This window comes from Enterobacter cloacae complex sp. HYC074_NIDB, from assembly GCF_056673345.1.
In genome coordinates this window covers 3,301,257-3,327,063 of the sequence record NZ_CP114214.1, presented here as the reverse complement: position 1 = coordinate 3,327,063, position 25,807 = coordinate 3,301,257, and the positions used below count along the sequence as shown (strand labels likewise).

General features: G+C 56.4%; 27 protein-coding genes. 20 read left to right on the top strand and 7 right to left on the bottom strand.

The window, feature by feature from the left end; all coding sequences use genetic code 11:
- Window positions 1-32: 32 nt before the first annotated feature.
- Window positions 33-2,030, bottom strand: a complete 1,998-nt coding sequence (gene mnmC / locus O1724_RS16045; RefSeq protein ID WP_045345828.1) for a bifunctional tRNA (5-methylaminomethyl-2-thiouridine)(34)-methyltransferase MnmC2/FAD-dependent 5-carboxymethylaminomethyl-2-thiouridine(34) oxidoreductase MnmC1 — start codon at window positions 2,028-2,030, stop codon at window positions 33-35.
- Between the two features lie 158 nt (window positions 2,031-2,188).
- Between mnmC and fabB the strand changes: the two genes are divergently transcribed.
- Window positions 2,189-3,406, top strand: a complete 1,218-nt coding sequence (fabB, locus tag O1724_RS16040) for a beta-ketoacyl-ACP synthase I (RefSeq protein WP_003861395.1) — start codon at window positions 2,189-2,191, stop codon at window positions 3,404-3,406.
- Window positions 3,407-3,474: 68 nt separating this feature from the next.
- The gene (locus O1724_RS16035) at window positions 3,475-4,653 is read left to right on the top strand and encodes an MFS transporter (RefSeq protein ID WP_003861397.1); all 1,179 of its coding nucleotides are present in this window, start codon (window positions 3,475-3,477) and stop codon (window positions 4,651-4,653) included.
- Window positions 4,654-4,740: 87 nt separating this feature from the next.
- On the opposite strand, the gene flk is transcribed toward O1724_RS16035, so the two are convergent.
- Window positions 4,741-5,745: a flagella biosynthesis regulator Flk gene (flk, locus tag O1724_RS16030; RefSeq protein WP_126296741.1), complete on the bottom strand. Its 1,005-nt coding sequence runs from the start codon at window positions 5,743-5,745 to the stop codon at window positions 4,741-4,743.
- Window positions 5,746-5,856: 111 nt separating this feature from the next.
- Here flk and pdxB point away from each other — a divergent pair, with 111 nt between their 5' ends.
- The 15 genes from pdxB to hisP all read left to right on the top strand — a co-directional run bounded on the left by pdxB (window position 5,857) and on the right by hisP (window position 19,950).
- The gene (pdxB, locus tag O1724_RS16025; protein WP_023314591.1) at window positions 5,857-6,993 is read left to right on the top strand and encodes a 4-phosphoerythronate dehydrogenase PdxB; all 1,137 of its coding nucleotides are present in this window, start codon (window positions 5,857-5,859) and stop codon (window positions 6,991-6,993) included.
- 66 nt (window positions 6,994-7,059) lie between these two features.
- On the top strand, window positions 7,060-8,073 hold the full coding sequence (locus O1724_RS16020) for an aspartate-semialdehyde dehydrogenase (protein WP_126296740.1): 1,014 nt from the start codon (window positions 7,060-7,062) through the stop codon (window positions 8,071-8,073).
- Window positions 8,073-8,885, top strand: coding sequence for a tRNA pseudouridine(38-40) synthase TruA (gene truA, locus O1724_RS16015; protein ID WP_001286071.1), 813 nt, complete (start codon window positions 8,073-8,075; stop codon window positions 8,883-8,885). Before O1724_RS16020 ends, truA begins: the two co-directional genes overlap by 1 nt.
- A gap of 28 nt (window positions 8,886-8,913) precedes the next feature.
- Window positions 8,914-9,573, top strand: coding sequence for a DedA family protein (locus O1724_RS16010; RefSeq protein WP_003861406.1), 660 nt, complete (start codon window positions 8,914-8,916; stop codon window positions 9,571-9,573).
- 154 nt (window positions 9,574-9,727) lie between these two features.
- A complete protein-coding gene (gene accD / locus O1724_RS16005) occupies window positions 9,728-10,633 on the top strand; it encodes an acetyl-CoA carboxylase, carboxyltransferase subunit beta (protein ID WP_003861408.1) in 906 nt (301 codons plus the stop codon).
- A gap of 70 nt (window positions 10,634-10,703) precedes the next feature.
- A complete protein-coding gene (gene folC, locus O1724_RS16000; protein WP_017692992.1) occupies window positions 10,704-11,972 on the top strand; it encodes a bifunctional tetrahydrofolate synthase/dihydrofolate synthase in 1,269 nt (422 codons plus the stop codon).
- The gene (gene dedD, locus O1724_RS15995; RefSeq protein ID WP_003861412.1) at window positions 11,962-12,648 is read left to right on the top strand and encodes a cell division protein DedD; all 687 of its coding nucleotides are present in this window, start codon (window positions 11,962-11,964) and stop codon (window positions 12,646-12,648) included. Before folC ends, dedD begins: the two co-directional genes overlap by 11 nt.
- Before the next feature lie 253 nt (window positions 12,649-12,901).
- Complete coding sequence (gene cvpA / locus O1724_RS15990) at window positions 12,902-13,390, top strand: colicin V production protein (protein WP_000262116.1); 489 nt, start codon at window positions 12,902-12,904, stop codon at window positions 13,388-13,390.
- A 33-nt stretch (window positions 13,391-13,423) separates the two neighbouring features.
- Entirely contained in the window at window positions 13,424-14,941 is a 1,518-nt protein-coding gene (gene purF / locus O1724_RS15985) for an amidophosphoribosyltransferase (RefSeq protein ID WP_008502595.1), read from the top strand.
- 89 nt (window positions 14,942-15,030) lie between these two features.
- A complete protein-coding gene (locus O1724_RS15980) occupies window positions 15,031-15,600 on the top strand; it encodes a UbiX family flavin prenyltransferase (protein ID WP_032659653.1) in 570 nt (189 codons plus the stop codon).
- Between the two features lie 290 nt (window positions 15,601-15,890).
- Entirely contained in the window at window positions 15,891-16,673 is a 783-nt protein-coding gene (gene argT / locus O1724_RS15975; protein ID WP_109948973.1) for a lysine/arginine/ornithine ABC transporter substrate-binding protein ArgT, read from the top strand.
- A gap of 226 nt (window positions 16,674-16,899) precedes the next feature.
- Window positions 16,900-17,682, top strand: a complete 783-nt coding sequence (gene hisJ / locus O1724_RS15970) for a histidine ABC transporter substrate-binding protein HisJ (RefSeq protein ID WP_003861421.1) — start codon at window positions 16,900-16,902, stop codon at window positions 17,680-17,682.
- Between the two features lie 88 nt (window positions 17,683-17,770).
- On the top strand, window positions 17,771-18,457 hold the full coding sequence (locus tag O1724_RS15965) for a histidine ABC transporter permease HisQ (protein WP_109948974.1): 687 nt from the start codon (window positions 17,771-17,773) through the stop codon (window positions 18,455-18,457).
- Window positions 18,454-19,167, top strand: a complete 714-nt coding sequence (locus tag O1724_RS15960) for an ABC transporter permease (RefSeq protein ID WP_003861424.1) — start codon at window positions 18,454-18,456, stop codon at window positions 19,165-19,167. The genes O1724_RS15965 and O1724_RS15960 overlap by 4 nt, the downstream gene beginning before the upstream one ends.
- 9 nt (window positions 19,168-19,176) lie before the next feature.
- Window positions 19,177-19,950: a histidine ABC transporter ATP-binding protein HisP gene (hisP, locus tag O1724_RS15955; protein ID WP_463726355.1), complete on the top strand. Its 774-nt coding sequence runs from the start codon at window positions 19,177-19,179 to the stop codon at window positions 19,948-19,950.
- Window positions 19,951-20,090: 140 nt separating this feature from the next.
- Here the strand turns inward: hisP and O1724_RS15950 are convergent, their stop codons facing one another.
- The 4 genes from O1724_RS15950 to yfcG all read right to left on the bottom strand — a co-directional run bounded on the left by O1724_RS15950 (window position 20,091) and on the right by yfcG (window position 22,616).
- Window positions 20,091-20,591, bottom strand: coding sequence for a GNAT family N-acetyltransferase (locus tag O1724_RS15950; RefSeq protein ID WP_032102739.1), 501 nt, complete (start codon window positions 20,589-20,591; stop codon window positions 20,091-20,093).
- Between the two features lie 44 nt (window positions 20,592-20,635).
- Window positions 20,636-21,529: a TIGR01777 family oxidoreductase gene (locus tag O1724_RS15945; protein ID WP_003861430.1), complete on the bottom strand. Its 894-nt coding sequence runs from the start codon at window positions 21,527-21,529 to the stop codon at window positions 20,636-20,638.
- A 13-nt stretch (window positions 21,530-21,542) separates the two neighbouring features.
- Window positions 21,543-21,911, bottom strand: coding sequence for a dihydroneopterin triphosphate 2'-epimerase (gene folX, locus O1724_RS15940; RefSeq protein WP_003861432.1), 369 nt, complete (start codon window positions 21,909-21,911; stop codon window positions 21,543-21,545).
- A gap of 75 nt (window positions 21,912-21,986) precedes the next feature.
- Window positions 21,987-22,616: a GSH-dependent disulfide bond oxidoreductase gene (gene yfcG / locus O1724_RS15935; RefSeq protein ID WP_126296739.1), complete on the bottom strand. Its 630-nt coding sequence runs from the start codon at window positions 22,614-22,616 to the stop codon at window positions 21,987-21,989.
- A 140-nt stretch (window positions 22,617-22,756) separates the two neighbouring features.
- Between yfcG and yfcF the strand changes: the two genes are divergently transcribed.
- The 3 genes from yfcF to yfcD are packed head-to-tail and all read left to right on the top strand — an operon-like array spanning window position 22,757 to window position 24,631.
- On the top strand, window positions 22,757-23,401 hold the full coding sequence (gene yfcF / locus O1724_RS15930) for a glutathione transferase (RefSeq protein ID WP_003861435.1): 645 nt from the start codon (window positions 22,757-22,759) through the stop codon (window positions 23,399-23,401).
- 56 nt (window positions 23,402-23,457) lie between these two features.
- Window positions 23,458-24,009 (top strand): phosphodiesterase, encoded by a 552-nt coding sequence (gene yfcE, locus O1724_RS15925; RefSeq protein ID WP_017692997.1) that lies wholly within the window; start codon window positions 23,458-23,460, stop codon window positions 24,007-24,009.
- A 55-nt stretch (window positions 24,010-24,064) separates the two neighbouring features.
- Window positions 24,065-24,631, top strand: a complete 567-nt coding sequence (gene yfcD / locus O1724_RS15920) for an NUDIX hydrolase YfcD (RefSeq protein WP_003861439.1) — start codon at window positions 24,065-24,067, stop codon at window positions 24,629-24,631.
- Between the two features lie 3 nt (window positions 24,632-24,634).
- On the opposite strand, the gene O1724_RS15915 is transcribed toward yfcD, so the two are convergent.
- A complete protein-coding gene (locus tag O1724_RS15915; protein WP_463726354.1) occupies window positions 24,635-25,654 on the bottom strand; it encodes a LacI family DNA-binding transcriptional regulator in 1,020 nt (339 codons plus the stop codon).
- Window positions 25,655-25,807 lie beyond the last annotated feature (153 nt).

The window sequence follows — 25,807 nt, the reverse complement described above, 5'->3', positions numbered from 1 at the left end:
AGAGGGCCGGGGTGAGGGCACCAGACCGCACCCTACTTGACCATTTTCCCCTTCAGCAATTTCCGCACCCACAGTCGGTTTGGATTCAGCCCCGCGAGCGTAACCCTGTCCAGCGGAACCGGCTCGTCGCTCATTTGCGCGGCTAACGCTTCAGCCAGCAGCGGCGCGGAGCACAATCCCCGCGAGCCTAAGCCACCCAGCATAAACAGCTCGGGGTGAACGGGCGCACTTACCGCCGTTTCTTTGCTGTCTGCAAGATCCTGATAGACTTCAAGCGTGGCGTCATAGTCCGGCACGTTTCCCGCCATCGGCAGGTGATCGCGGGTCGCGCAGCGTACGCCGCAGCGCGCCTGACCCTCACTGACATCAACCTCTTTCGCCCACGACGCATCCGGAAAACAGTCGACCAGGCGCTGTCGGTTTTGCTGCTGATCCGCTTCGCTGTACTGCATATCTGTTTCACCGCGATGGTAGCTGGCGCCGATGCAGTGATGGCCATTGGAGGGATTTTGCGGCGTCAGGTAGCCGTCGTAACACAGCACCTGACGCAGTTTGCTCAGTTGGGGCGCGGTCGGGATATGGCTCACCTGGCCGCCGACTGGATAAACCGCCAATGACGCTGTCTGGGTAAACTGAGTGATGTGATGTCCGTTGGCCAGCACAACGCTGGCATGCTGCGCCTCTTTACCGTCAGCGAAACGCAGTTTCCAGTGCGCAGTGCGGCTTAGCGATTGAACCTTATGGGCATAATGCACTGTCAACCCACGCGACTGCCCGAGGGCTATCGCCGCAGAAGTCAGTTCAGCCGGACACAGCCAGCCGCCGAGTGGATACTGAATACCCCCGCAGCCGGTGTCGACGCCAGTGGTCTCTGTAACCTGCTGTGCCGTCACTGCATGGGCGATGTCCTCCGGCAGCCCCAGCGACAGCATTTGTGTGATTTTCTGCTGGCTCTTCTCGTCCCAGCCGAGCTGCGTCACGCCGCACCAGTCGTGGTCGAACGCAACCGGCAGGCTATCGTAAAGGCGGCGAGCAAACGTAAACGCCGCCGGGAAGAACTGGAACAGTGCCGGATCGTGTGAACTTAATAAGGGATAAAGCGCGCCCTGACGGTTGCCTGATGCGCCCGTCGCCGGCGCCTCGTCAGCGCAGTAGAGCGTCACCTGCCAGCCACGGTGCAGCAGCGCCAGCGAGAGCAGGGCGCTGGCAATACCCCCGCCCACAATAGCGACCTCACGCGAGGTGCTGGCGCGGCGGGCAAACCAGGGGGCCTGCGCCGGGATCGCCAGATCCTGTTCCATCACCCCGACCAGCATGTCGCGTTTGCGGCCAAAGCCTTTGGTTTTCCGCATGGTAAACCCCGCCTCCTGCAACCCACGACGGACAAAGCCCGCGGAGGTGAAGGTAGCAAGCGTCGCGCCCGGGCGCGCCAGACGTGCCATGGCGCTGAACAGGTGCGGGCTCCACATGTCCGGGTTTTTAGCGGGCGCAAAACCGTCCAGGAACCAGGCGTCCACTTTCTGATTCATTGAGTCATCAAGCTTATCGGTCAGGTCGTTAATATCGCCCAGCCACAGGTCGAGGGTGACGCGTCCGTCATCCAGAATCAGACGATGACAGCCGCCGATAGCCGGTGGCCACTGGGTCTGAAGCTGTTCCGCCCAGTGGGCAAGCTCCGGCCAGCGCTGATGGGCAAGCCGCAGATCGTGCGCGGTAAGCGGAAATTTTTCGAAACTGATGAAATGTAATCTTTGTAAGGTAGCCTCGGGGTATGCAGCGCGAAAACAATCGAATGCCTGCCAGAGGGTCAGAAAATTCAGCCCGGTGCCGAAACCGCTCTCCGCCACGACGAACAGACTGCGCGGATGCTCAGGGAAGCGGGTGCCGAGATGATTTCCGTCGAGGAAAACATAGCGCGTCTCTTCCAGTCCGTTATCATTAGAAAAGTAGACGTCATCAAAATCTCGGGAAACAGGTGTACCCTCAGCGTTGAATTCGAGGTTGGCAGGTTGTATGGCGTTTTGTTTCACGTAAGTTACTCGTCCGACAGGCAGTGGCACGATCTTAGCGATGTGAGCCCATCGGTGCAAATTTCCACAGAAAATGGCTGATCGGACTTGTTCGGCGTACAAGTGTACGCTATTGTGCGACTCGAAACTTTTTATAGTGCGACTTACAGAGGTATTGAATGAAACGTGCAGTGATTACTGGCCTGGGCATCGTTTCCAGCATCGGTAATAACCAGCAGGAAGTCCTGGCATCTCTGCGTGAAGGACGCTCCGGGATCACTTTCTCTGAAGAGTTTAAAGATTCTGGAATGCGTAGCCACGTATGGGGTAACGTTAAACTGGACACCACCGGTTTAATTGACCGTAAAGTGGTTCGTTTCATGAACGATGCCTCTATCTACGCCTATCTTTCCATGCAGGAAGCGATCAAGGATTCTGGTCTGAGCGAAGACGTTTACCAGAACAACCCACGCGTGGGCCTGATTGCAGGTTCCGGCGGTTCTTCTAAAGCTCAGGTGTTCGGTGCTGACGCCATGCGCAGCCCGCGCGGCCTGAAAGCGGTCGGTCCATATGTTGTGACCAAAGCCATGGGTTCAGCGGTTTCCGCGTGCCTGGCAACGCCGTTCAAAATCCACGGTGTGAACTACTCCATCAGCTCCGCATGTGCGACCTCCGCACACTGTATCGGTAATGCGGTTGAGCAGATCCAACTGGGCAAACAGGACATCGTATTTGCTGGCGGTGGCGAAGAGCTGGGCTGGGAAATGGCCTGTGAGTTCGACGCGATGGGCGCACTGTCCACTAAATACAACGAAACGCCAGACAAAGCGTCCCGTACTTATGATGCACACCGCGACGGTTTTGTTATCGCTGGCGGCGGCGGTATGGTTGTGGTTGAAGAGCTGGAACACGCGCTGGCGCGTGGCGCGCACATCTATGCTGAGATCGTGGGCTACGGCGCAACGTCTGACGGCGCTGACATGGTTGCTCCATCCGGTGAAGGCGCGGTGCGCTGCATGAAGATGGCGATGCACGGTGTTGATACTCCAATCGACTACCTGAACTCCCACGGCACCTCAACGCCGGTAGGCGACGTGAAAGAGCTGGGTGCGATCCGTGAAGTGTTCGGCGACAACAGCCCGGCTATCTCTGCAACCAAAGCCATGACCGGTCACTCTCTGGGCGCGGCGGGCGTGCAGGAAGCGATCTACTCTCTGCTGATGCTGGAAAACGGCTTTATCGCGCCAAGCATCAACATCGAAGAGATGGACGAGCAGGCGGCTGGCCTGAACATCGTGACTGAAACCACCGAACGTGAGCTGACGACCGTTATGTCCAACAGCTTCGGTTTCGGCGGCACCAACGCCACGCTGGTGATGCGTAAGCTGAAAGCGTAAGCGTTTGAAGGTATAGTAGAAGGGAGCCGCGCGGCTCCCTTTTTTTATGCCTGAACACGGAGTTATGCATGAAGGCTGTTACCCCTGAGAAGAGCGCTCCTTCCGGGAACCTTTCCCTTTTCCGCATCGCCTTTGCGGTGTTTCTGACCTATATGACCGTTGGCCTGCCGCTGCCGGTGATCCCCTTGTTCGTTCACCAGGAGCTGGGCTATGGCAACACCATGGTCGGCATTGCGGTGGGCATTCAGTTTTTAGCGACGGTATTAACCCGGGGCTACGCCGGTCGCCTGGCGGATCAGCACGGCGCAAAACGCTCGGCGTTGCAGGGCATGTTTGCCTGCGGGCTGGCGGGGGGAGCCTGGCTGCTGGCGGCGCTGTTGCCAATAGATGCAGCGTATAAATTCGCGCTGCTGGTGGTAGGGCGCCTGATCCTCGGCTTTGGCGAAAGCCAGCTGCTGACCGGCACCCTGACCTGGGGAATGGGGCTGGTGGGACCTGCGCGTTCCGGAAAAGTGATGTCCTGGAACGGGATGGCGATTTACGGCGCACTGGCGGCAGGCGCGCCGCTGGGGCTGCTGATCCACAGCCAGTTTGGTTTTGCGGCGCTGGCAGGCACCACCATGGTATTGCCGCTGCTGGCGTGGGCGTTTAACGGTTCGGTGCGTAAGGTGCCCGCCCATAAAGGCGAGCGTCCTTCGCTGTGGAGCGTGGTGGGGCAAATCTGGCAGCCGGGGCTTGGGCTGGCGCTTCAGGGGGTGGGCTTCGCGGTTATTGGTACCTTTGTCTCCCTCTATTTCATGAGCCGCGGCTGGGCGATGGCGGGCTTTACGCTGACGGCCTTTGGCGGCGCGTTTGTATTGATGCGCGTGCTGTTTGGCTGGATGCCGGATCGCTTTGGCGGCGTGAAGGTGGCCGTGTCGTCACTTGTCATTGAGACCGTGGGTCTGGTACTGCTCTGGCAGGCGCCCTCTGCATCCGTTGCGCTGCTGGGTGCGGCGTTAACCGGCTGCGGCTGCTCGCTGATCTTCCCGGCGCTGGGCGTTGAAGTGGTGAAGCGCGTGGCTCCGCAGGTGCGCGGCACGGCGCTGGGCGGCTATGCGGCGTTTCAGGATATCTCATACGGCATCACCGGGCCGCTGGCGGGGCTGCTTGCAACGTCGTTTGGCTATCCTTCCGTATTTCTCGCCGGTGCGGTGTCAGCGGTGGTGGGGATTGTGGTGACGATGGTGGCGTTTCGCAAGCGGTAGTATGTTGCCGGGTGGCGGCTTCGCCTTACCCGGCCTACGGTTCGAGCCGTTGTAGACCCGGTAAGCGAAGCGCCACCGGGCAAATCCTCACGCAACCAGCCAGAAAATCGCCAGCGCAATCACCAACGCGATCAACATCAATCCCGGACAGGCAGAAAGCGTTTTGAACGTATCAACTACGGGGGCAAACAGCGGGTTGTAGATCGGCTGAATGTTTCTTACCTCCGGCACGCCGCCTTCCCGCTCGGCGCGGCGAACGAAGATCTGATTGAGCACATCCTGCACCTGGGCGGTGGTCAGCACCGTTTGCGGCGTAGCCTGCCAGCTCTGCTGAGCGTAATCCCGGATCGTATCGAACTCGTGCGGTTCCAGCGGTTGTTTCAGCGCCGCCTGTACGCTGTGCAGGGTCGGGGCGCTCTGGGTGCTGAGCGTCTGACGCGCCTGGAGCCAGGTGACCAGATGGGTAAACTGTTTTGCCGGGATCATCTCGCCCGCTTTCACACCGGAAAGTTCCAGCATGGATTGCCAGATAAGCTTTGTGGGTTCGCCGGTTGCGGCAGCCAGCTTAGTGACCATCTGCTTGAGCGTATTATGCTCCGCAGGCTGCAATGGCCGTTCTGTAGACGGGCGCTGTTGCGGCTGCGGGATAGAAAGCTGATTGCTTTGCAGCAGGGTCAACACGGTTTTCAGCTGTTCCGGCGAAAGCTGGCTCAGGGCGGTATGACCGTACTGTTGACGGATAAAATCACTCACCGCCTGACGATTATTCCCCTGGCCCAACAGCTCGGTCAGCTGCGAGATAATCTGGCGGGTGGTATGTTGCTGCTGTGCGCTGGTAAGACGCTGGTTCAGGTTTTGTTCGGCGGCAGGGAAATGGCGCGACTGTAGCTGCGCATCGTTTCTGACGCCCAAATCGTGCTTCACGCCGGCCCACACCTCTGCGTTTTGCTGTGAGGTCAACGCAATAAGACGCGTGATCAGACGCTCCAGTACGGTGCGTTGCTGCGTGGAGAGCGGTTGTTCGCCTGGCGTGTTGGGCGTTACGGGGCCTTCACCCGGAGGGCGCGGAGGCGTACCTGAAATGGGCTGCATCGTCAAAAATCCTTAAAGTCAAACTCTGCGTAACCGGGCGGAGATATATGCCCGGCGGCGAGATTATGGCACACTTGGTAGGTTTACTTCCTCTCAAACAGGTACTCAGACGTGAAAATCCTCGTTGATGAAAATATGCCTTACGCCCGTGAGCTGTTCAGCCGCCTGGGTGAGGTTAAGGCTGTCCCTGGTCGCCCGATTCCGGTCAGCGAACTGGACGATGCAGACGCCCTGATGGTGCGCTCGGTGACTAAAGTAAATGAGGCGCTGCTCACCGGCAAAGGGGTTAAATTTGTCGGGACGGCAACGGCCGGGACCGATCATGTGGATGACCAGTGGCTTAAGCAAGCGGGGATTGGTTTTTCCGCGGCGCCAGGCTGTAACGCCATTGCCGTCGTGGAATATGTTTTCTCCTCGCTATTGATGCTGGCCGAGCGCGATGGTTTTACGCTGAAAGACCGCACCGTCGGGATTGTGGGGGTGGGCAACGTGGGCGGACGTCTGCAAAAGCGTCTGGAAGCCTGGGGAATCCGCACCCTGCTGTGCGATCCGCCGCGTAAGGATAACGGTGATGAAGGCGACTTCCGCACACTGGATGAGCTGGTCGACGAGTGCGACGTCATCACCTTCCATACGCCGCTCTTTAAAGAGGGGCCGTATAAGACCCTGCACCTGGCCGACGAAAAGCTGATCCGCCGTCTGAAGGCTGGCACTATTCTGATAAATGCCTGCCGGGGACCGGTGGTGGATAACGCGGCGCTGCTGGCATGTCTCGACGAAGGACAAGAGCTTAGCGTCGTGCTGGACGTCTGGGAGCCAGAGCCTGATCTCAACGTCGCATTGCTGGATAAGGTAGACGTGGGTACCGCACATATCGCGGGTTATACCCTTGAAGGCAAAGCGCGTGGCACAACCCAGGTGTTTGAGGCTTACAGCGCCTTTATCGGCCATCCGCAGCAGGTGGCGCTGGATACGCTGCTGCCCGCCCCGGAATTTGGCCGCATTACCCTTCATGGCCTGCTGGATGAGGCAACGCTGAAAAGACTGGTGCATTTGGTGTATGATGTGCGCCGCGATGACGCGCTGCTGCGTAAAGTGGCGGGTATTCCGGGTGAGTTTGACAAGCTACGCAAAAATTACCTTGAGCGCCGCGAGTGGTCTTCCCTGTATGTCATGTGCGATGACGCGTCAGCGGCGGGGCTGCTGCATAAACTGGGATTTAACGCCGTTCACCACCCGGCACGTTAATGTCTTCTTAATGCTCCCTGTCGGATGTTCCGGCAGGGACGCTTTTTATTTCTGGAGTAAACCACCATGTCTGAAGGCTGGAACATTGCCATTTTGGGTGCCACTGGCGCCGTGGGCGAAGCCCTGCTTGAAACCCTTGCTGAGCGTCAGTTCCCGGTGGGTGAGATTTACGCACTGGCGCGTACCGACAGCGCAGGAGAACAGCTGCGTTTCGGCGGGAAATCCTTGATGGTGCAGGACGCCGCCGCGTTTGACTGGACGCAGGCTCAGCTGGCGTTTTTTGCCGCAGGTGCGCAAGCCACGGCGTCTTACATTGAAGAAGCGACAAATTCAGGCTGTCTGGTGATCGACCTGAGCGGCCTGTTCTCCCTGGAGCCGGATGTGCCGCTGGTGGTGCCGGACGTCAACCCGTTTGTGCTGGCTGACTACCGCAACCGCAACATCATTGCAGTACCGAACAGCCTCACCAGCCAGCTGCTGACCGCGCTGAAGCCGCTGATCGACGACGGTGGCCTGTCGCGTATTTCCGTGACCAGCCTGCTGTCAGCCTCCGCTAACGGCAAAAAAGCCGTAGACGCACTGGCAGGGCAGAGCGCGAAGCTGCTGAACGGTATCCCGATCGACGAAGATGATTTCTTTGGCCGCCAGCTGGCGTTCAACATGCTGCCGCTACTGCCGGATCGTGAAGGTTCGGTGCGGGAAGAGCGTCGTATCGTCGATGAAGCACGCAAAATTTTGCAGGATGACGGGCTGATGATCTCCGCGAATGTCGTGCAGTCTCCGGTCTTTTACGGCCACGCGCAGATGGTCGGGTTTGAAGCCCTGCGTCCGCTGGCGGCTGAAGAAGCCCGCGACGCGTTTGGCCGCGGAGAGGACATTGTCCTGTCCGAAGAGAGCGAATTCCCGACGCAGGTGGGCGACGCCACCGGCAGCGCGTATCTCTCTGTGGGCTGTGTGCGTAACGATTACGGTATGCCTGAGCAGGTGCAGTTTTGGTCTGTTGCCGACAACGTGCGTTTCGGCGGCGCGCTGATGGCGGTCAAAATCGCGGAAAAACTGGTGCAGGAGTATCTGTACTGATGTCAGATGTGGAACAAAAGCCGGTCCACAGAATTGCCCTCGGCATTGAATACGATGGCAGTAAATACTATGGCTGGCAGCGGCAGAATGAGGTGCGCAGCGTCCAGGAGAAGCTGGAGAAAGCGCTCTCTCAGGTAGCGAATGAACCGATAAGCGTCTTCTGCGCGGGCCGCACCGATGCCGGCGTTCACGGCACGGGGCAGGTGGTGCATTTTGACACCACCGCCGTGCGCAAAGACGCGGCCTGGACGCTGGGTGTAAATGCGAATTTGCCTGGTGACATTGCCGTGCGTTGGGTGAAAGCTGTGCCGGATGATTTTCACGCGCGTTTCAGCGCGACGGCGCGGCGCTACCGTTATGTCATCTATAACCAGCGCCTGCGCCCGGCGGTGTTAAGCCAGGGCGTGACGCATTTTTATGAACCGCTGGATGCAGAACGTATGCAGCGTGCGGCGCAGTGTCTGATTGGAGAGAATGATTTTACGTCGTTTCGTGCGGTGCAGTGTCAGTCCCGTACGCCGTGGCGTAACGTCATGCACATTAACGTCAGTCGGTATGGCGCGTATGTGGTGGTGGATATCAAAGCCAATGCCTTTGTACATCATATGGTGCGGAATATTGTGGGCAGCCTGATGGAAGTGGGCGCCGGACACCAGCCGGAGAGCTGGATTGCAGAACTGCTTGCAGCGAAGGACAGAACGCTTGCGGCAGCAACGGCGAAAGCGGAAGGGCTGTATCTGGTTTCGGTGGATTATCCGGACCGGTTCGACCTGCCAAAACCGCCAATGGGCCCGCTGTTTTTAGCGGACTAAACAAAGGTGCAATTAGGGCTTAGACAATATGGACGTAATACGTTTTCTGATTGATTTCATCCTGCATATTGATGTTCACCTGGCGGAGCTGGTCGCGCAGTACGGCGTCTGGGTTTACGCCATTCTGTTCCTCATTCTGTTCTGTGAAACCGGCCTTGTGGTTACGCCGTTCCTGCCTGGAGATTCACTGCTGTTCGTGGCGGGCGCGTTATCCGCACTGCCAACGAATGACCTGAATGTCCATCTGATGGTCGTCCTGATGATCATCGCCGCGATTGTTGGTGATGCGGTCAACTACACCATCGGGCGGGTGTTTGGCGAGCGGTTGTTCAGTAATCCGGACTCGAAGATTTTCCGCCGCAGTTATTTAGATAAGACCCATGCGTTCTATGAGCGCCATGGCGGTAAGACCATTATCCTTGCCCGTTTTGTGCCTATTGTGCGTACATTTGCACCGTTTGTGGCGGGAATGGGTCACATGTCCTATCGTCATTTTGCCATGTACAACGTGGTGGGCGCGCTGCTGTGGGTGCTGCTGTTCACCTATGCAGGCTACCTGTTTGGCGATCTGCCGGTGGTTCAGGAAAACCTTAAGTTACTGATTGTAGCGATTATTGTGCTTTCCGTACTGCCTGGCGTCATCGAAATTATCCGTCACAAACGCGCGGCGGCAAAGCAAGCGAAGTAAATGCACGCTGGCGGTTCGACCACTTTTTTATCCAAAGTTTCGGGCTGTTATGTTTTAATGTGCAACATTCATGGTCTGTTGGAGGCAAAAATGGCATTATTCGCCTCTTACAGCAAAACTGGCATACGACCAGGTTCAGGCAGAAAGGTTATCAATGAGCTGGATTGAACGAATTAAAAGCAACATTACCCCAACGCGTAAAGCGAGCATTCCTGAAGGGGTATGGACGAAGTGTGATAGCTGCGGCCAGGTTCTGTATCGCGCAGAGCTGGAACGCAATCTTGAGGTGTGTCCGAAGTGTGACCACCATATGCGTATGTCGGCGCGCAACCGCCTGCATAGCCTGCTGGACGAAGGTTCTCTGGTAGAACTGGGCAGCGAACTGGAGCCAAAAGATGTGCTCAAGTTCCGCGACTCCAAAAAATACAAAGATCGTCTGGCCTCTGCGCAGAAAGAGACCGGCGAGAAAGACGCGCTAATCGTCATGAAAGGCACCCTGCATGAAATGCCGGTGGTTGCCGCCGCGTTTGAGTTCTCCTTTATGGGCGGCTCAATGGGCTCCGTGGTCGGCGCGCGTTTCGTGCGTGCCGTTGAGCAGGCGCTGGAAGACAACTGCCCGCTGATCTGCTTCTCCGCCTCCGGTGGCGCACGTATGCAGGAAGCGCTGATGTCCCTGATGCAGATGGCGAAAACCTCTGCGGCGCTGGCGAAAATGCAGGAGCGCGGTCTGCCGTACATTTCGGTACTGACCGACCCAACCATGGGCGGCGTTTCTGCAAGCTTCGCCATGCTGGGCGACCTGAACATCGCGGAGCCAAAAGCGCTGATCGGCTTTGCCGGTCCTCGCGTTATCGAGCAGACCGTACGTGAGAAACTGCCGCCGGGCTTCCAGCGCAGTGAGTTCCTCATTGAGAAAGGCGCTATCGATATGATCGTCCGCCGTCCGGAAATGCGCCTGAAACTGGCCAGCATTCTGGCGAAGCTGATGAATCTGCCAGCGCCTAACCCGGACGAGCCGCGCGAAGGCGTGGTGGTACCGGATCAGGAACCCGAGGCCTGATAACTGAAAAGGGCAGGGCCGAATGGCGCTGCCCTTTTGCTTTCTAAACCGTTAATGACAACCGGGCATCATGGAAAATAAAAGCATTCCTCAAGCCACGTCGCCCCTGGCCGCGTGGCTTTCTTATCTGGAAAACCTGCACAGTAAAACTATCGACATGGGCCTTGAGCGCGTAAGCCAGGTTGCCGCGCGTCTTGACGTGCTGAAACCCGCGCCTTTCGTGTTTACCGTCGCCGGCACTAACGGTAAAGGCACCACCTGCCGCACGCTGGAATCTGTCCTGATGGCGGCGGGGTACAAAGTTGGCGTTTACAGCTCGCCGCATCTGGTGCGCTATACCGAGCGCGTGCGGGTGCAAAACACCGAGCTGGCGGAATCGGCCCATACGGCGTCGTTTGCCGCTATCGAAGCGGCGCGCGGCGAAACCTCATTAACCTATTTCGAATATGGCACCCTGTCGGCGCTGTGGCTGTTTAAGCAGGCGCAGCTGGACGTGGTGATCCTGGAAGTGGGGCTGGGCGGGCGTCTGGATGCCACCAATATGGTGGATGCGGATGTCGCCGTCGTCACCAGCATCGCGCTGGATCACACCGACTGGCTGGGCCCGGACCGCGAGAGCATTGGCCGTGAGAAGGCCGGTATTTTCCGGGCCAATAAGCCTGCCGTGGTAGGCGAACCGGACATGCCACATACCATCGCTGAGGTAGCGAAAGAGAAGGGCGCTCGTCTGCTGCGTCGCGGCGTGGACTGGCAGTATGAGGTGCAGGACAACGGCTGGCGCTTCAGCGATGCGCAGGGCGTGCTGGAGAGTCTGCCCCTGCCGCAGGTGCCACAGCCTAACGCGGCGACTGCGCTGGCAGCCCTGCGCGCCAGCGGATTAGCGGTAAGCGAGCAGGCAATCCGCGATGGCATTCAGAACGCACTGTTACCAGGACGTTTTCAGATTGTGAGTGAGTCACCGCGTCTGATTCTGGATGTTGCACATAACCCGCATGCGGCGGCGTACCTCGCAGGACGTCTCAAATCGTTACCAAAAACCGGGCGCGTGCTGGCGGTTATCGGTATGCTTCATGATAAAGATATCGGCGGCACGCTGGCCTGCATGGAGAGTGTGGTCGATAGCTGGTATTGTGCTCCTCTGGAAGGGCCGCGCGGCGCGACTGCTGAGCAGTTGATGGAACATCTCGGCAAAGGCGAAATCTACAGCAGTGTGGTTTCGGCCTGGCGTGCCGCGATGGCGGAGGCTAAACCAGAAGATACCGTGCTGGTGTGTGGGTCATTCCACACGGTGGCACATGTCATGGAAGTGATGGACGCGGGGAGAACCGGTGGCGAGTAAGTTTCAGAACCGTTTAACAGGAACCATTGTGCTGGTCGCGCTCGGGGTGATTATTCTCCCGGGATTGCTCGACGGGCAGAAAAAGCATTACCAGGATGAATTTGCGGCCATTCCGCTGGTACCCAAACCGGGCGATCGCGACGAGCCCGATATGTTGCCAGCGGCAACGCAGGCGCTGCCTGCCCAGCCGCCAGAAGGCGCAGCGGAAGAGGTGCGCGCAGGTGATGCAGCCGCGCCGTCGCTCGATCCCTCGCGCCTGGCGACGAACAATAACATCGAGATTGATCCGGTGCCGGTAGAACAGCCTAAGCCTGTTGAGAAGCCGAAACCGGTGGAGAAGCCGCAGCCGAAACCGCAGCGGGATAAAGCGGCCGAGCAACTGGCAGCCGCTTCAGAAACGCCACCGCAGGCAAAACAGGACGCGGCCCCTACCGGCAAAGCCTATGTCGTTCAGCTCGGTGCGTTGAAAAATGCAGATAAGGTCAATGAGATCGTGAGTAAACTGCGCGGCGCGGGATACCGTGTTTATACTTCACCCACCACGCCGGTACAGGGTAAAATTACGCGTATCCTCGTGGGGCCGGATGCGTCGAAAGATAAGCTCAAAGGTTCGCTTGGCGAGCTGAAGCAAATCTCCGGCCTGAGCGGTGTGGTGATGAACTACAGCGCCAACTGATAGAAATTATCCCCTCACCCTGGCCCTCCCCCTAAAGGGGCGAGGGGTCGGTTTACTCCCTCTCCCTTGAGGGAGAGGGCCGAGGTGAGGGGGAGGCAGACGTTCACAGAAACGTCAAAGGTGCGGGGCGTTGAGCATTTTTTCAGCGCCTTTTTTATTTACGCGTGGGAAGGAAATCCCTACGCAAACGTTTTCTTTTTCTGTTAGAATTCGCCCCGAACTGGATGACAGGGCGTTAAATCGTGGGACACATATGGTCTGGATTGATTACGCCATCATTGCGGTGATTGGTTTTTCCTGTCTGGTTAGCCTGATCCGTGGCTTTGTTCGTGAAGCGTTATCGCTGGTAACCTGGGGTTGTGCTTTCTTTGTTGCCAGTCATTACTACACTTACCTGTCTGTCTGGTTCACGGGCTTTGAAGATGAACTGGTCCGAAACGGAATCGCCATCGCGGTGCTGTTTATCGCGACGCTGATTGTCGGCGCTATCGTCAATTACGTGATAGGTCAGCTGGTCGAGAAAACCGGTCTGTCAGGAACGGACAGGGTGCTCGGCATCTGTTTCGGCGCGTTGCGAGGCGTGCTCATTGTGGCCGCGATCCTGTTCTTCCTGGATACCTTTACCGGGTTCTCCAAAAGTGAAGACTGGCAAAAATCGCAGCTCATTCCGGAGTTCAGCTTCATCATCAGATGGTTCTTTGACTATCTGCAAAGCTCGTCGAGTTTCTTGCCCAGGGCATAAACCCTGAGATGTGGCTTAACGAGGAAAAGACGAATGTGCGGTATTGTCGGTATCGCCGGTTTCATGCCGGTAAACCAGTCGATTTATGACGCGTTAACGGTGCTTCAGCACCGTGGGCAGGATGCTGCGGGTATCATCACCATTGATGCAAACAACTGCTTCCGTTTACGCAAGGCGAACGGCCTGGTAAACGATGTATTTGAAGCCCGCCATATGCAGCGTCTGCAAGGTAATATGGGGATCGGTCACGTTCGTTATCCTACTGCTGGCAGTTCCAGCGCCTCTGAGGCTCAGCCTTTTTACGTTAACTCCCCGTATGGCATCACGCTTGCCCACAATGGCAATCTGACCAATGCCCACGAGCTGCGTAAAAAGCTGTTTGAAGAGAAACGTCGCCACATTAACACCACCTCTGATTCTGAAATCCTGCTCAATATCTTTGCCAGCGAGCTGGATAACTTCCGCCATTATCCGCTGGAAGCAGACAACATTTTTGCTGCCGTTGCCGCGACTAATCGCCAGATCCGTGGCGCGTATGCTTGCGTGGCGATGATCATCGGTCATGGCATGGTAGCCTTCCGCGATCCAAACGGCATTCGCCCGCTGGTGCTCGGCAAACGTGATCTCGGCGATGGCCGTTCCGAGTACATGGTTGCCTCCGAAAGCGTGGCGCTGGATACTCTGGGCTTCGAATTCCTGCGTGATGTCGCGCCAGGCGAAGCGGTCTACATCACTGAGAAGGGCCAGCTGTTTACCCGTCAGTGCGCCGACAATCCGGTGAGCAACCCGTGCCTGTTCGAATACGTTTACTTCGCGCGTCCGGACTCGTTCATCGACAAGATTTCCGTTTACAGCGCGCGCGTCAATATGGGGACGAAGCTGGGCGAGAAGATTGCCCGCGAGTGGGACGATCTCGACATCGACGTCGTCATCCCAATCCCTGAAACCTCCTGTGATATCGCGCTGGAGATTGCCCGTATTCTGGACAAGCCGTACCGTCAGGGCTTCGTGAAAAACCGCTACGTGGGCCGCACCTTTATCATGCCGGGCCAGCAGCTGCGTCGTAAGTCAGTACGTCGTAAGCTGAACGCTAACCGCGCCGAGTTCCGCGACAAGAACGTGCTGCTGGTGGACGACTCTATTGTGCGCGGCACGACGTCTGAGCAGATCATCGAGATGGCGCGTGAGGCCGGGGCGAAGAAAGTGTATCTTGCCTCCGCAGCGCCGGAAATTCGTTTCCCGAACGTGTATGGCATTGATATGCCAACCGCTAACGAGCTGATTGCTCACGGTCGTGAAGTAGACGAAATCCGGCAGATCATCGGTGCCGACGGTCTGATTTTCCAGGATCTGAACGATCTGATCGACGCGGTGCGCGCCGAGAACCCGGATATTCAGCAGTTCGAATGCTCGGTATTCAATGGGATCTACGTGACGAAAGACGTTGACCAGCAGTATCTCGACTATCTGGATTCTCTGCGTAACGACGATGCGAAAGCCGTCCAGCTGCAAAACGATCTCGAAAGCTTAGAGATGCACAACGAAGGTTGATGCGTATGCAGGTGAGGGCGCTCGCCCTCACTTGCAACTCCCCGTAAAATCCTGCACAGTCTGCCCTGAAATCAGCAAGGGCGAAAATCATGAAACGACTCATTGTAGGGATCAGCGGTGCCAGCGGCGCGATTTATGGCATCCGGCTGTTACAGGTGCTGCGTGACGTTGCAGGCGTAGAAACCCATCTGGTGATGAGCCAGGCGGCGCGTCAGACCCTCTCTCTTGAAACCGATCTCTCTCTGCGCGACGTTCAGGCCCTGTCTGACGTTGTCCACGATGCCCGCGATATCGCCGCCAGCATCTCTTCGGGCTCGTTTAAAACGGCCGGCATGGTTATTTTGCCCTGTTCGATTAAAACCCTTTCCGGCATTGTAAACAGCTATACCGACACGCTGGTGACGCGTGCAGCGGATGTGGTGCTGAAAGAGCGTCGTCCTCTGGTGCTCTGCGTGCGGGAAACGCCGCTGCACCTGGGACATCTGCGTTTAATGACGCAGGCAGCCGAACTGGGGGCCGTGATTATGCCGCCGGTCCCCGCGTTCTATCATCGTCCGCAAACGCTGGACGATGTCATCAACCAGACCGTTAACCGCGTGCTGGATCAGTTCGATATCGACCTGCCGGAAGATCTCTTTACCCGCTGGCAGGGGGCGTGAAGCCGTGCACAAACAAGGTGCATGGAAAGACAATTTGCCCTGTTTCAGGGCAAAACTGCAACCGCGATCATATCCTCGACATTTAATTCGCTTTTTCCTTTTTTCTCTTTCCGGTTCGTTCGGCAGACCTGCTATCTTTCACCATTAAGGCAGTATCGCAACGTTTTATTAACATATTTAACGTCGTAGTTCTATCCCGACGACAATGTGGCATAAGACCTGCAAGAGCAGCCTGCAACACAACACACAACATAAACCATAATAAAATCACGGTTCTTGAGGGTAAATGTATGAAGAAGACGGTTCTGGCTCTGTCTTTGCTCGTGGGCTTTAGTGCGGCAGCAAGTAGCTATGCAGCGCTTCCACAGACAGTTCGTATCGGTACAGACGCAACCTACGCGCCATTCTCCTCCAAGGATGCGAAAGGCGACTTCGTGGGGTTTGATATCGATCTGGGAAATGAGATGTGCAAACGCATGGAAGTGAAATGCACATGGGTGGGCAGTGACTTTGACGCGCTGATCCCGTCGCTGAAAGCCAAGAAAATTGATGCCATTATCTCTTCTCTCTCCATCACGGAAAAACGTCAGCAGGAGATTGCCTTCTCTGAGAAGCTCTACGCTGCCGACTCACGTCTGATTGCCGCGAAAGGCTCGCCAATCCAGCCGACCATCGACTCGCTGAAAGGCAAACATGTTGGCGTGCTTCAGGGCTCGACCCAGGAAGGTTTCGCCAATGCAAACTGGCGCGAGAAGGGCGTCGATGTTGTGGCTTACCAGAACCAGGATCTGATCTACTCTGACCTGGCGGCAGGCCGTCTGGATGCGGCGTTTCAGGATGAAGTCGCCGCGAGCGAAGGCTTCCTGAAACAGCCTGCGGGTAAAGAGTACGCCTTTGCCGGCCCGTCGGTAAAAGACAAAAAATACTTTGGCGACGGTACCGGTATTGGCCTGCGTAAGGATGATACCGAGCTGAAAGCCGCCTTCGACAAAGCGTTTAATGAGCTGCGTAAAGACGGTACCTACGACAAACTGGCGAAGAAATACTTCGATTTCAACGTCTACGGTGATTAATGCCTGAAATAGATGCACTGAAGTGGTGCATCTCTGCGGGGTTATGTTCCAGTATGGTGCAATGCATGCACCATGCTGGATCGCTGTGTGCATAGTTAAGCATTTATAATGCAAAAATTCCCGTTCAAAGGCATTAATCTTTGCCTGAATGAGGGGATTAATGGCACATTAACAACACCCCGTCGTCGTAAAAATCTCGTATTAAGACAGTTTGTTGAGGACAGATATGAAAAAACTGGTGTTGTCACTTTCTCTGGTACTGGCTTTTTCCAGCGCCACCGCGGCATTCGCAGCAATTCCGCAGAAAATTCGTATTGGAACTGACCCAACCTATGCACCTTTCGAATCGAAGAATGCGAAGGGGGAACTGGTTGGTTTTGACATCGATCTGGCTAACGAGCTGTGCAAACGCATTAAAGCGCAATGTACCTACGTTGAAAACCCGCTGGATGCGCTGATCCCGTCTCTGAAAGCGAAGAAAATTGACGTGATCATGTCCTCCCTGTCCATCACAGAAAAACGTCAGCAGGAGATTGCCTTCACGGACAAACTCTACGCGGCGGACTCACGTCTGGTGGTGGCGAAATCCTCTGACATTCAGCCAACCCTTGAATCTCTGAAAGGCAAACGCGTGGGCGTGTTGCAGGGTACTACGCAGGAAACCTACGGCAACGAGCACTGGGCGCCAAAGGGGATTGAAATTGTCTCTTACCAGGGCCAGGAAAACATCTACGCAGACCTGACGGCAGGCCGCATTGATGCAGCATTCCAGGATGAAGTGGCGGCAAGCGAAGGTTTCCTGAAACAGCCTGTGGGTAAAGATTACAAGTTCGGCGGTCCGTCCATTAAGGACGAAAAACTCTTTGGCGTTGGCACCGGTATGGGCCTGCGTAAAGAAGACAACGAACTGCGTGAAGCCCTGAACAAAGCGTTCGCCGAGATGCGTGCGGACGGCACCTACGACAAGCTGGCGAAAAAGTACTTCGATTTTAATGTTTACGGCGGCTAATCGCCCCGTCTGATAACGTGCGGCCCCTCCCGTTCCGGGAGGGGAAAAGACACAGTTCCACCACTCACGAGACGACAGGGCACGCGGTATGCTGTACGGATTTTCTGGCGTTATTTTACAGGGCGCGCTTGTCACCCTTGAGCTGGCTATCAGCTCCGTGGTGCTGGCGGTGCTGATAGGCCTGGCGGGCGCGGGGGCAAAATTATCCGCCAACAGACCGCTGGCGCTGATATTTGAAGGCTATACCACGCTGATTCGCGGCGTGCCTGACCTGGTGCTGATGCTGCTGATCTTTTACGGCCTGCAAATCGCACTTAACGGCGTAACGGATGCCATCGGCATGGAGCAGATCGATATCGACCCGATGGTGGCCGGTATTATTACCCTTGGTTTTATCTACGGTGCCTATTTCACTGAGACTTTCCGCGGCGCTTACATGGCCGTGCCGAAAGGGCATATTGAAGCGGCGACCGCCTACGGTTTTACCTCTTCACAAACGTTTCGCCGGATCATGTTCCCGGCCATGATGCGCTACGCGCTGCCGGCCATCGGGAACAACTGGCAGGTTATTCTCAAGGCAACGGCGCTGGTCTCCCTGCTGGGTCTGGAAGATGTGGTGAAGGCCACGCAGCTGGCAGGTAAAAGCACCTGGGAACCGTTCTATTTTGCGGTGGTTTGCGGCGTAATCTATCTGGTCTTTACGACCGTCTCCAATGGTGTGCTGCTTCTGCTCGAACGTCGCTACTCCGTGGGTGTGAAGAGGGCTGACCTGTGATTGAGATTATTCAGGAGTACTGGAAATCCCTGCTTTGGACGGATGGCTACCGCTTTACTGGCGTGGCGATCACGCTGTGGCTGCTGATCTCCTCGGTGGTAATGGGCGGCATTCTGGCGGTGTTTCTTGCCATTGGCCGCGTGTCGAACAATAAATTTATTCAGTTCCCTATCTGGCTGTTCACCTACGTGTTTCGCGGTACGCCGCTGTACGTACAGCTGCTGGTGTTCTATTCCGGGATGTACACGCTTGAGATCGTAAAAGGCACTGAAATGCTGAATGCGTTCTTCCGCAGCGGTCTGAACTGTACGGTGCTGGCGCTGACCCTCAATACCTGCGCCTATACCACCGAGATCTTCGCCGGGGCCATCCGTTCTGTGCCGCACGGTGAGATCGAGGCGGCGCGCGCGTACGGCTTCTCGTCCGTGAAGCTCTACCGCTGTATTATTCTGCCTTCGGCGCTGCGTATTGCGCTGCCGGCGTACAGCAACGAAGTGATTTTAATGCTTCATTCGACGGCACTGGCGTTTACCGCCACGGTACCGGATCTGTTAAAGATTGCCCGCGATATTAACTCTGCCACCTACCAGCCGTTTACGGCGTTTGGCATTGCAGCAGTGCTCTATTTGATCATTTCTTACGTCCTGATCAGCCTGTTCCGTAAGGCTGAAAAACGCTGGTTGCAGCATATAAAACCGTCGACGCACTGAGAATTTATGATGGCTAAGAACAAATTAAACGTAATTGATTTGCACAAGCGCTACGGCGAACATGAAGTGCTGAAAGGGGTGTCGCTGGAGGCTAACGCGGGCGACGTGATCAGTATTATCGGCTCATCAGGTTCGGGTAAAAGTACCTTCCTGCGCTGCATCAACTTCCTCGAAAAGCCGAGCGAAGGGTCGATTGTGGTGAGCGGACAGAACATCAACATGGTCCGTGATAAAGACGGCCAGCTTAAAGTGGCGGATAAAAATCAGCTACGCCTGCTGCGTACGCGTCTGACAATGGTGTTCCAGCACTTCAATCTCTGGAGCCACATGACGGTGCTGGAGAACGTGATGGAAGCGCCGGTTCAGGTGCTCGGCTTAAGCAAGCAGGAAGCCCGCGAGCGTGCGGTCAAATACCTGGCGAAAGTGGGTATCGACGAGCGGCAGCAGATCAAATATCCGGTGCACCTGTCAGGGGGGCAGCAGCAGCGTGTTTCTATCGCCCGTGCGCTGGCGATGGAGCCGGAAGTGTTGCTGTTTGACGAACCGACTTCCGCGCTGGATCCTGAACTCGTTGGCGAAGTGCTGCGCATCATGCAGAAGCTGGCGGAAGAGGGCAAAACAATGGTGGTGGTGACGCATGAGATGGGCTTCGCCCGTAACGTTTCTAACCACGTTATCTTCCTGCATCAGGGCAAGATTGAAGAGCAGGGTCATCCGGACGAGGTGCTGGCGAACCCGCAAAGCCCGCGTTTGCAGCAGTTCCTGAAAGGCTCGTTGAAGTAGGTTTGGCCTTTCTCCCTCTCCCTGTGGGAGAGGGCCGGGGTGAGGGCATCAGGCCGCAGAGCCGCCCAATTGCCCGGTGGCGCTTCGATTACCGGGCCTACAAAAACCGTAGGCCGGGCAAACGCAGTGCCGCCCGGCATTCAACACTCGAGCCGATACACCCAGTCGTCATACCGTACGCCGTTAATCTCGTACGCCTTCTCCAGCACCTGCGTGCGCACAAAACCCGCTTTCTCAAGGACCCGCACCGACCCGACGTTATCCGCCAGCACGTACGCGTTTATCGCCTTCACGCCCGTCTGGTTAAATGCATACTCACACACCGCGCGCAGCGCTTCGCTGGCAATGCCTTTTCCCTGCGCGGCAGGCACAACCGTGTAGCCAATATCCGCCTCTTCACGGTTCGCCGCACTGATTTGCAGGCCGATATCCCCGAGCGGCGTAACGTCGTTATGCAGACGGATTACAAAGACATGCTCCGCCATCAGGCGTGCGGCAAATACGCGGCGCGTCTCTTTTTCCGGTGTAATAGCGGCCATATAGCGCATGATGGCGGGGTCTTCGCGCAGAGAGCGGAAGAATGCCCAGTCAGAAGGTTCGAAAGGGGTGAGGTGAAGTCGGGTTGTGGTGATGGTTGCCATAGTTACGCCATATCATCCAGACATGGCGTATAACTCTAACATATTCACTGCACCACATCCCCCAGCGCCTCTTCCAGGTCATACCAGCGGAACGTAAACCCGGCCGCTTCCAGCCGTTTTGGCAGCGCGCGCTGCCCGCCCAGTACCAGCACCGAAGACTCACCCATCAGCAGACGAATCGCCGTCGCAGGCACGCGCAGCACCGCCGGGCGATGCAGGGCATGACCCAGGGCATGAGCAAATTGCTCATTACGTACCGGATACGGAGACACCATGTTAAACGGCCCGCGCAGGTCGTTATCCAGCAGCCAGAGAATACCGTTGACCATATCGTCGATATGGATCCACGCCAGATACTGACGACCGTTTCCGATGGGCCCGCCAAGCCCCATTTTAAACGGCGGCAACATTTTACCGAGAATACCGCCTTTCGGAGCAAGCACCACGCCGGTGCGCAGCAGGCAGACGCGGGTGTTATCGCTCTGCGCCCCGCAGGCGATACGCTCCCATTGGGCGCAGAGTTTATGGGTAAACTCGTTGTGCGGCGGCTCTTCTTCGGTCACCACCACTTCACCAAGATCGCCATAGTAGCCTGTAGCAGAGCCTGAAATCAGCACCGAGGGCGGCGTCTCGCTGTTGCGAATCAGCTCAACCAGCCTTTCGGTCATATTCCAGCGACTGCTGCATAAACGCTGTTTTTGCTCTTCGGTCCAGCGTTTATCGGCGATTGGTTCGCCTGCAAGGTTGATGACGGCGTCAAAGCCGTTCAGATCCTGCCTTTCCGCCAGGCCTTTCCAGATCTCAACGCCGGTGCCCAGCACCTGGCGCGCTTTCTCCGGGCTGCGCGTGACCACGGTAATGTCGTGATGCAAAGCCTGCAAACGTGGAATGAGATGGCGACCAATCAGGCCCGTACCGCCGGTGAGCAGGATCTTCATACAACCTCCAGGTTTACGCCTGGCGCTGCCAGCTTAACGTCATGGAGACGGAGTCGGCGTAGCGCAGGGCGTGAAGTTTATCGATCTCCACTTCAGCATAAGTGACCCAGTGGTGTTCGCGTGCGATGTCGAGCACATCCTGAGTTAATTTTTCCAGTAGCGCAAAACGGTTGTTCTCTACGTACTGGATGATGCTTTTGGTGATCGTGCGATAGTTCAACGCGTCATTGATGTCTTCACTGGCGCGCGCCTTGTCTGCCGGGTAGTGGATCACCACATTCACCACGATATCCTGGCGATTCGCGATCTCCTCCTCTTTGATACCAATGAACGTGCGTAAGCGTAAGTTTTTTATACGAATAATAGCGTCATGCTGGGACATTGCAGGTCTTCTCCGTGTCAGTATTTTCACCTCATCATACATGAGGAGAACACCTGCACCCAACGGGGCGCAGGATCAAATCTGATGGATTTTTTGTATGGCGCGTTCGGTGGCCGGGCGGGTCCGGATGCGCTCAAACCAGTTGTTCACCGCCGGATAAGTGGCCAGGTCGATCCGGTGGCGTTCATGGGTGTTGACCCACGGCCAGCAGGCGATATCTGCGATGCTGTAATGCTCACCTCCCAGCCACGGTGATTTTTCCAGCCGACGGTTCAGTACCCCGTACAGGCGCTGGGTTTCGACCTGATATCGCTCAATGGCGTAAGGGATCGTCTGCGGCGCATAGGCCGTAAAGTGGTGATTCTGCCCCAGCATCGGCCCGAGGCCGCTCGACTGCCAGAATAACCATTGCAGCGTGTGATGACGCTCGCGCAACTCACCGCTCAGGAGCTTGCCGGTTTTCTCTGCCAGATAGAGCAAAATCTCTCCGGACTCAAACAGGCTTAACGGTTTGCCGCCGTCAGAGGGCAGGTTATCAATGATGGCCGGAATTTTATTGTTGGGCGAGATGGCCAGAAAAACGGGGCGGAACTGGTCGCCTTTACTGATATCCACGCGAATGATCCGGTAGTCCACTTCGGCTTCTTCAAGAAAGAGTGTGATCTTATGGCCATTAGGGGTGGGGGCATAATAGAGATCTATCATTCTCAACTCCTGTCAGTGCGAATAGTGTTGCCATGAAAAATCAGTATAGGTGCTTGTTGTAAATCGTGAGTTTTCATCAAGTGACAGCGAGGCAAAGAGATTATATGTTGAGTGAAAACCGATCAGCCGAAGAGGATGTTATGAGCCAGCCTGTAATAACGTTGTGGTCCGATGCGAACTTTTTTTCTCCTTATGTCATGAGCGTTTATGTGGCGCTGGCAGAAAAGGGGCTTACTTTTACTCTGAAAACCGTTGACCTGGACAGCGGCGAACACCTGAAGCCTCAGTGGCAGGGCTACGCGCTCACTCGCCGAGTCCCTGTGCTGGAGATCGACGGTTTTGAGTTGAGTGAATCTTCGGCGATTGACGAGTACCTTGAGGACCGATTTGCCCCGCCTGAGTGGGAACGCATCTATCCTCACGATCTGCAAAAGCGCGCCCGCGCCCGCCAGATCCAGGCGTGGCTGCGTAGCGACCTGGTGCCGATTCGCACAGAACGCTCCACGGACGTGGTGTTCGCTGGCGTCAAAAAGCCCGCCCTCAGTGAGGAAGGCTTATCCAGCGCCCGGAAGCTGATTGAAACTGCGTCATCGCTGCTGGCGCAGGGTAACCCCAACCTGTTTGGCGAGTGGTGTATTGCCGACACCGATCTGGCGCTGATGCTCAATCGCCTGATCCTCAACGGGGATGACGTCCCACAACTGCTGGTGGATTACGCCACATTCCAGTGGCAACGCGCGTCGGTACAGCGCTATCTGGCACTCTCTGCTAAGCGCGCGGGCTGATAAGACGGGACGCTTGAGGTATGATAGGGGCAGTCTGTATTCCCGAGGAGTAACTGATGAAACTGATGTTTGCGTCGGATATTCATGGATCGCTGCCCGCGACCGAACGCGTGCTTTCTCTGTTCGCCCAAAGCGGGGCGCAGTGGCTGGTGATCCTGGGCGATGTGTTAAACCACGGCCCACGCAATGCGTTGCCGGAAGGCTATGCTCCCGCGCAGGTGGCGGAAAAACTTAATCATTTTGCCTCGCGCATTATCGCCGTTCGCGGCAACTGTGACAGTGAAGTTGACCAGATGCTGCTGCATTTTCCCATTACCGCTCCCTGGCAACAGGTGTTGATGGAAAACAGCCGTTTGTTCCTGACCCACGGGCACCTGTTCGGCCCGGATAACCTGCCGTCACTCGCCGCTGGCGATGTCCTGGTTTATGGTCATACTCATATTCCGGTGGCGGAAAAGCGCGGGGCGTTTTATCACTTTAACCCCGGGTCTGTCAGCATTCCTAAAGGCGGCAACCCGGCAAGCTACGGCATGTATGAAGACGGGACATTAAGCGTTATCGCACTTAATGATCAGCAAGTTATTGCGCAGATAGCGATTAATCCGTAAGTTACACCACAACTGCAAACGCGCCGAAAGAGCGCTTAGACGAGAAGGTTTCCCGATGGTGGAGCAGAATCATTTGGCAAGTACTGAATGGGTTGACATTGTCAGCGAAGAAAATGAAGTGATCGCGCAGGCCAGCCGCGAACAAATGCGTGCGGAGCGTCTGCGTCACCGCGCGACGTACATCGTTGTTCATGACGGCATGGGCAAGATTCTGGTCCAGCGTCGCACCGACACCAAAGATTTTCTTCCTGGTATGCTGGATGCCACAGCGGGTGGCGTCGTGCAGGCCGATGAAGTGCTGCTGGATTCCGCGCGTCGTGAAGCGGAAGAAGAGTTAGGTATCGCTGGTGTGCCGTTTGCCGAGCACGGGCAGTTTTATTTCGAAGATGAGCATTGTCGCGTCTGGGGCGGGCTGTTTAGCTGCGTTTCCCATGGGCCTTTCGCCTTGCAGGAAGAGGAAGTGAGCGAAGTCAGCTGGATGACGCCGGAAGAGATCACCGCGCGTTGCGACGAATTCACGCCGGATTCCCTTAAAGCACTGGCGCTGTGGATGACCCGCAACGCCAAAAACGAATCCGCTAAACCGGAAAATAAGGCGGAAAAAGAGGAAGAGGCTGAGTAAGCCTTAACAGCTTTCCCGCAGACACAGGCTGGACGCGATGGGTTTATGGTCGCGCCAGTCTCCGTCATTAAGACGTTCCAGTAACGCTTTCCCGGCTTCAATCCCAATCTTGCGATGCGGTACTGCCATCGTCGTCAGCGGCGGCTGACAGACGCGACTGACGTCGCTGTCGCCAAAACCTACGACCGCTAAATCGTCCGGCACCTTGATGCGCCGACGCTGGCACTCATACAGCGCGCCGCAGGCCAGTTCATCTGACACGCACACCAGCGCATCCAGCTCCGGCCACGCCAGCAGGAACTCTGGCAATTGTGCCGCGCCGGTGGAGAAGTTCGGCGGCATGGCGGCATTAATCACTCTGTTCGGCGCCAGGTGTTGGCGCAGCATCGCCTTGTACCAGCCCTGCAAATGCTGCTGAAAAATCCACTGTTCCTGGTTAGCGCACAGCAGGCCGATATTCTGGTAGCCGCGCTGAATCACCATCTCGGTAAGTTCATACATGGCGGCGACGTTATCAATCCCGATATTCATATCAATCGGATCGGCACGCATTGCACCCATTTCCATCACCGGGATAGAGGCGTTTTTTAGCCAGTGTCGCACGGTATCAGAGTGCTCGACGCTGAGCAGTATCGCCGCGGCGATGTTCGAGGCCAACAGCGTTTCAAGCAGTTTCTCTTCCTGTTCAAGACGATGCTGAGATTCCGCCAGCATGATCTGATATCCGGCTGGCTGGAGCACCTGCTGTAGCCCGGCGAACATCTCGGAACAGCCAGCTTCGGAAAGATTGGGTACAACCATCGCAATCGTCCATGACGATGCCGATGCCAGTGCGCTGGCGGCAAGATTGGGCATGTATCCCAGCTCCTGCACCGCGGCTTCAATTTTTTCACGCAGTTTATCGGAAACCTGTTCGGGCGTGCGGAGGGCACGGGAAACAGTCATCGTGCCTACGCCGGCAAGCTGCGCGACATCCGCGAGCGTTACTTTTCCGGTACTGCGCCGTTTTCGGGTTAAAGACATACCTCTTCCTGCTGACAGGACGCGATTCAGTTTCATCCTTCATTTTACGTGACAGGCAGTATACGCCTTAAATCCCTTTTTTTGCTGTGATTTCGCACCATGATAGTAATTTGATAGCGCTATCACAGTTCTGCATGTTAGTTGTTGGTAGCG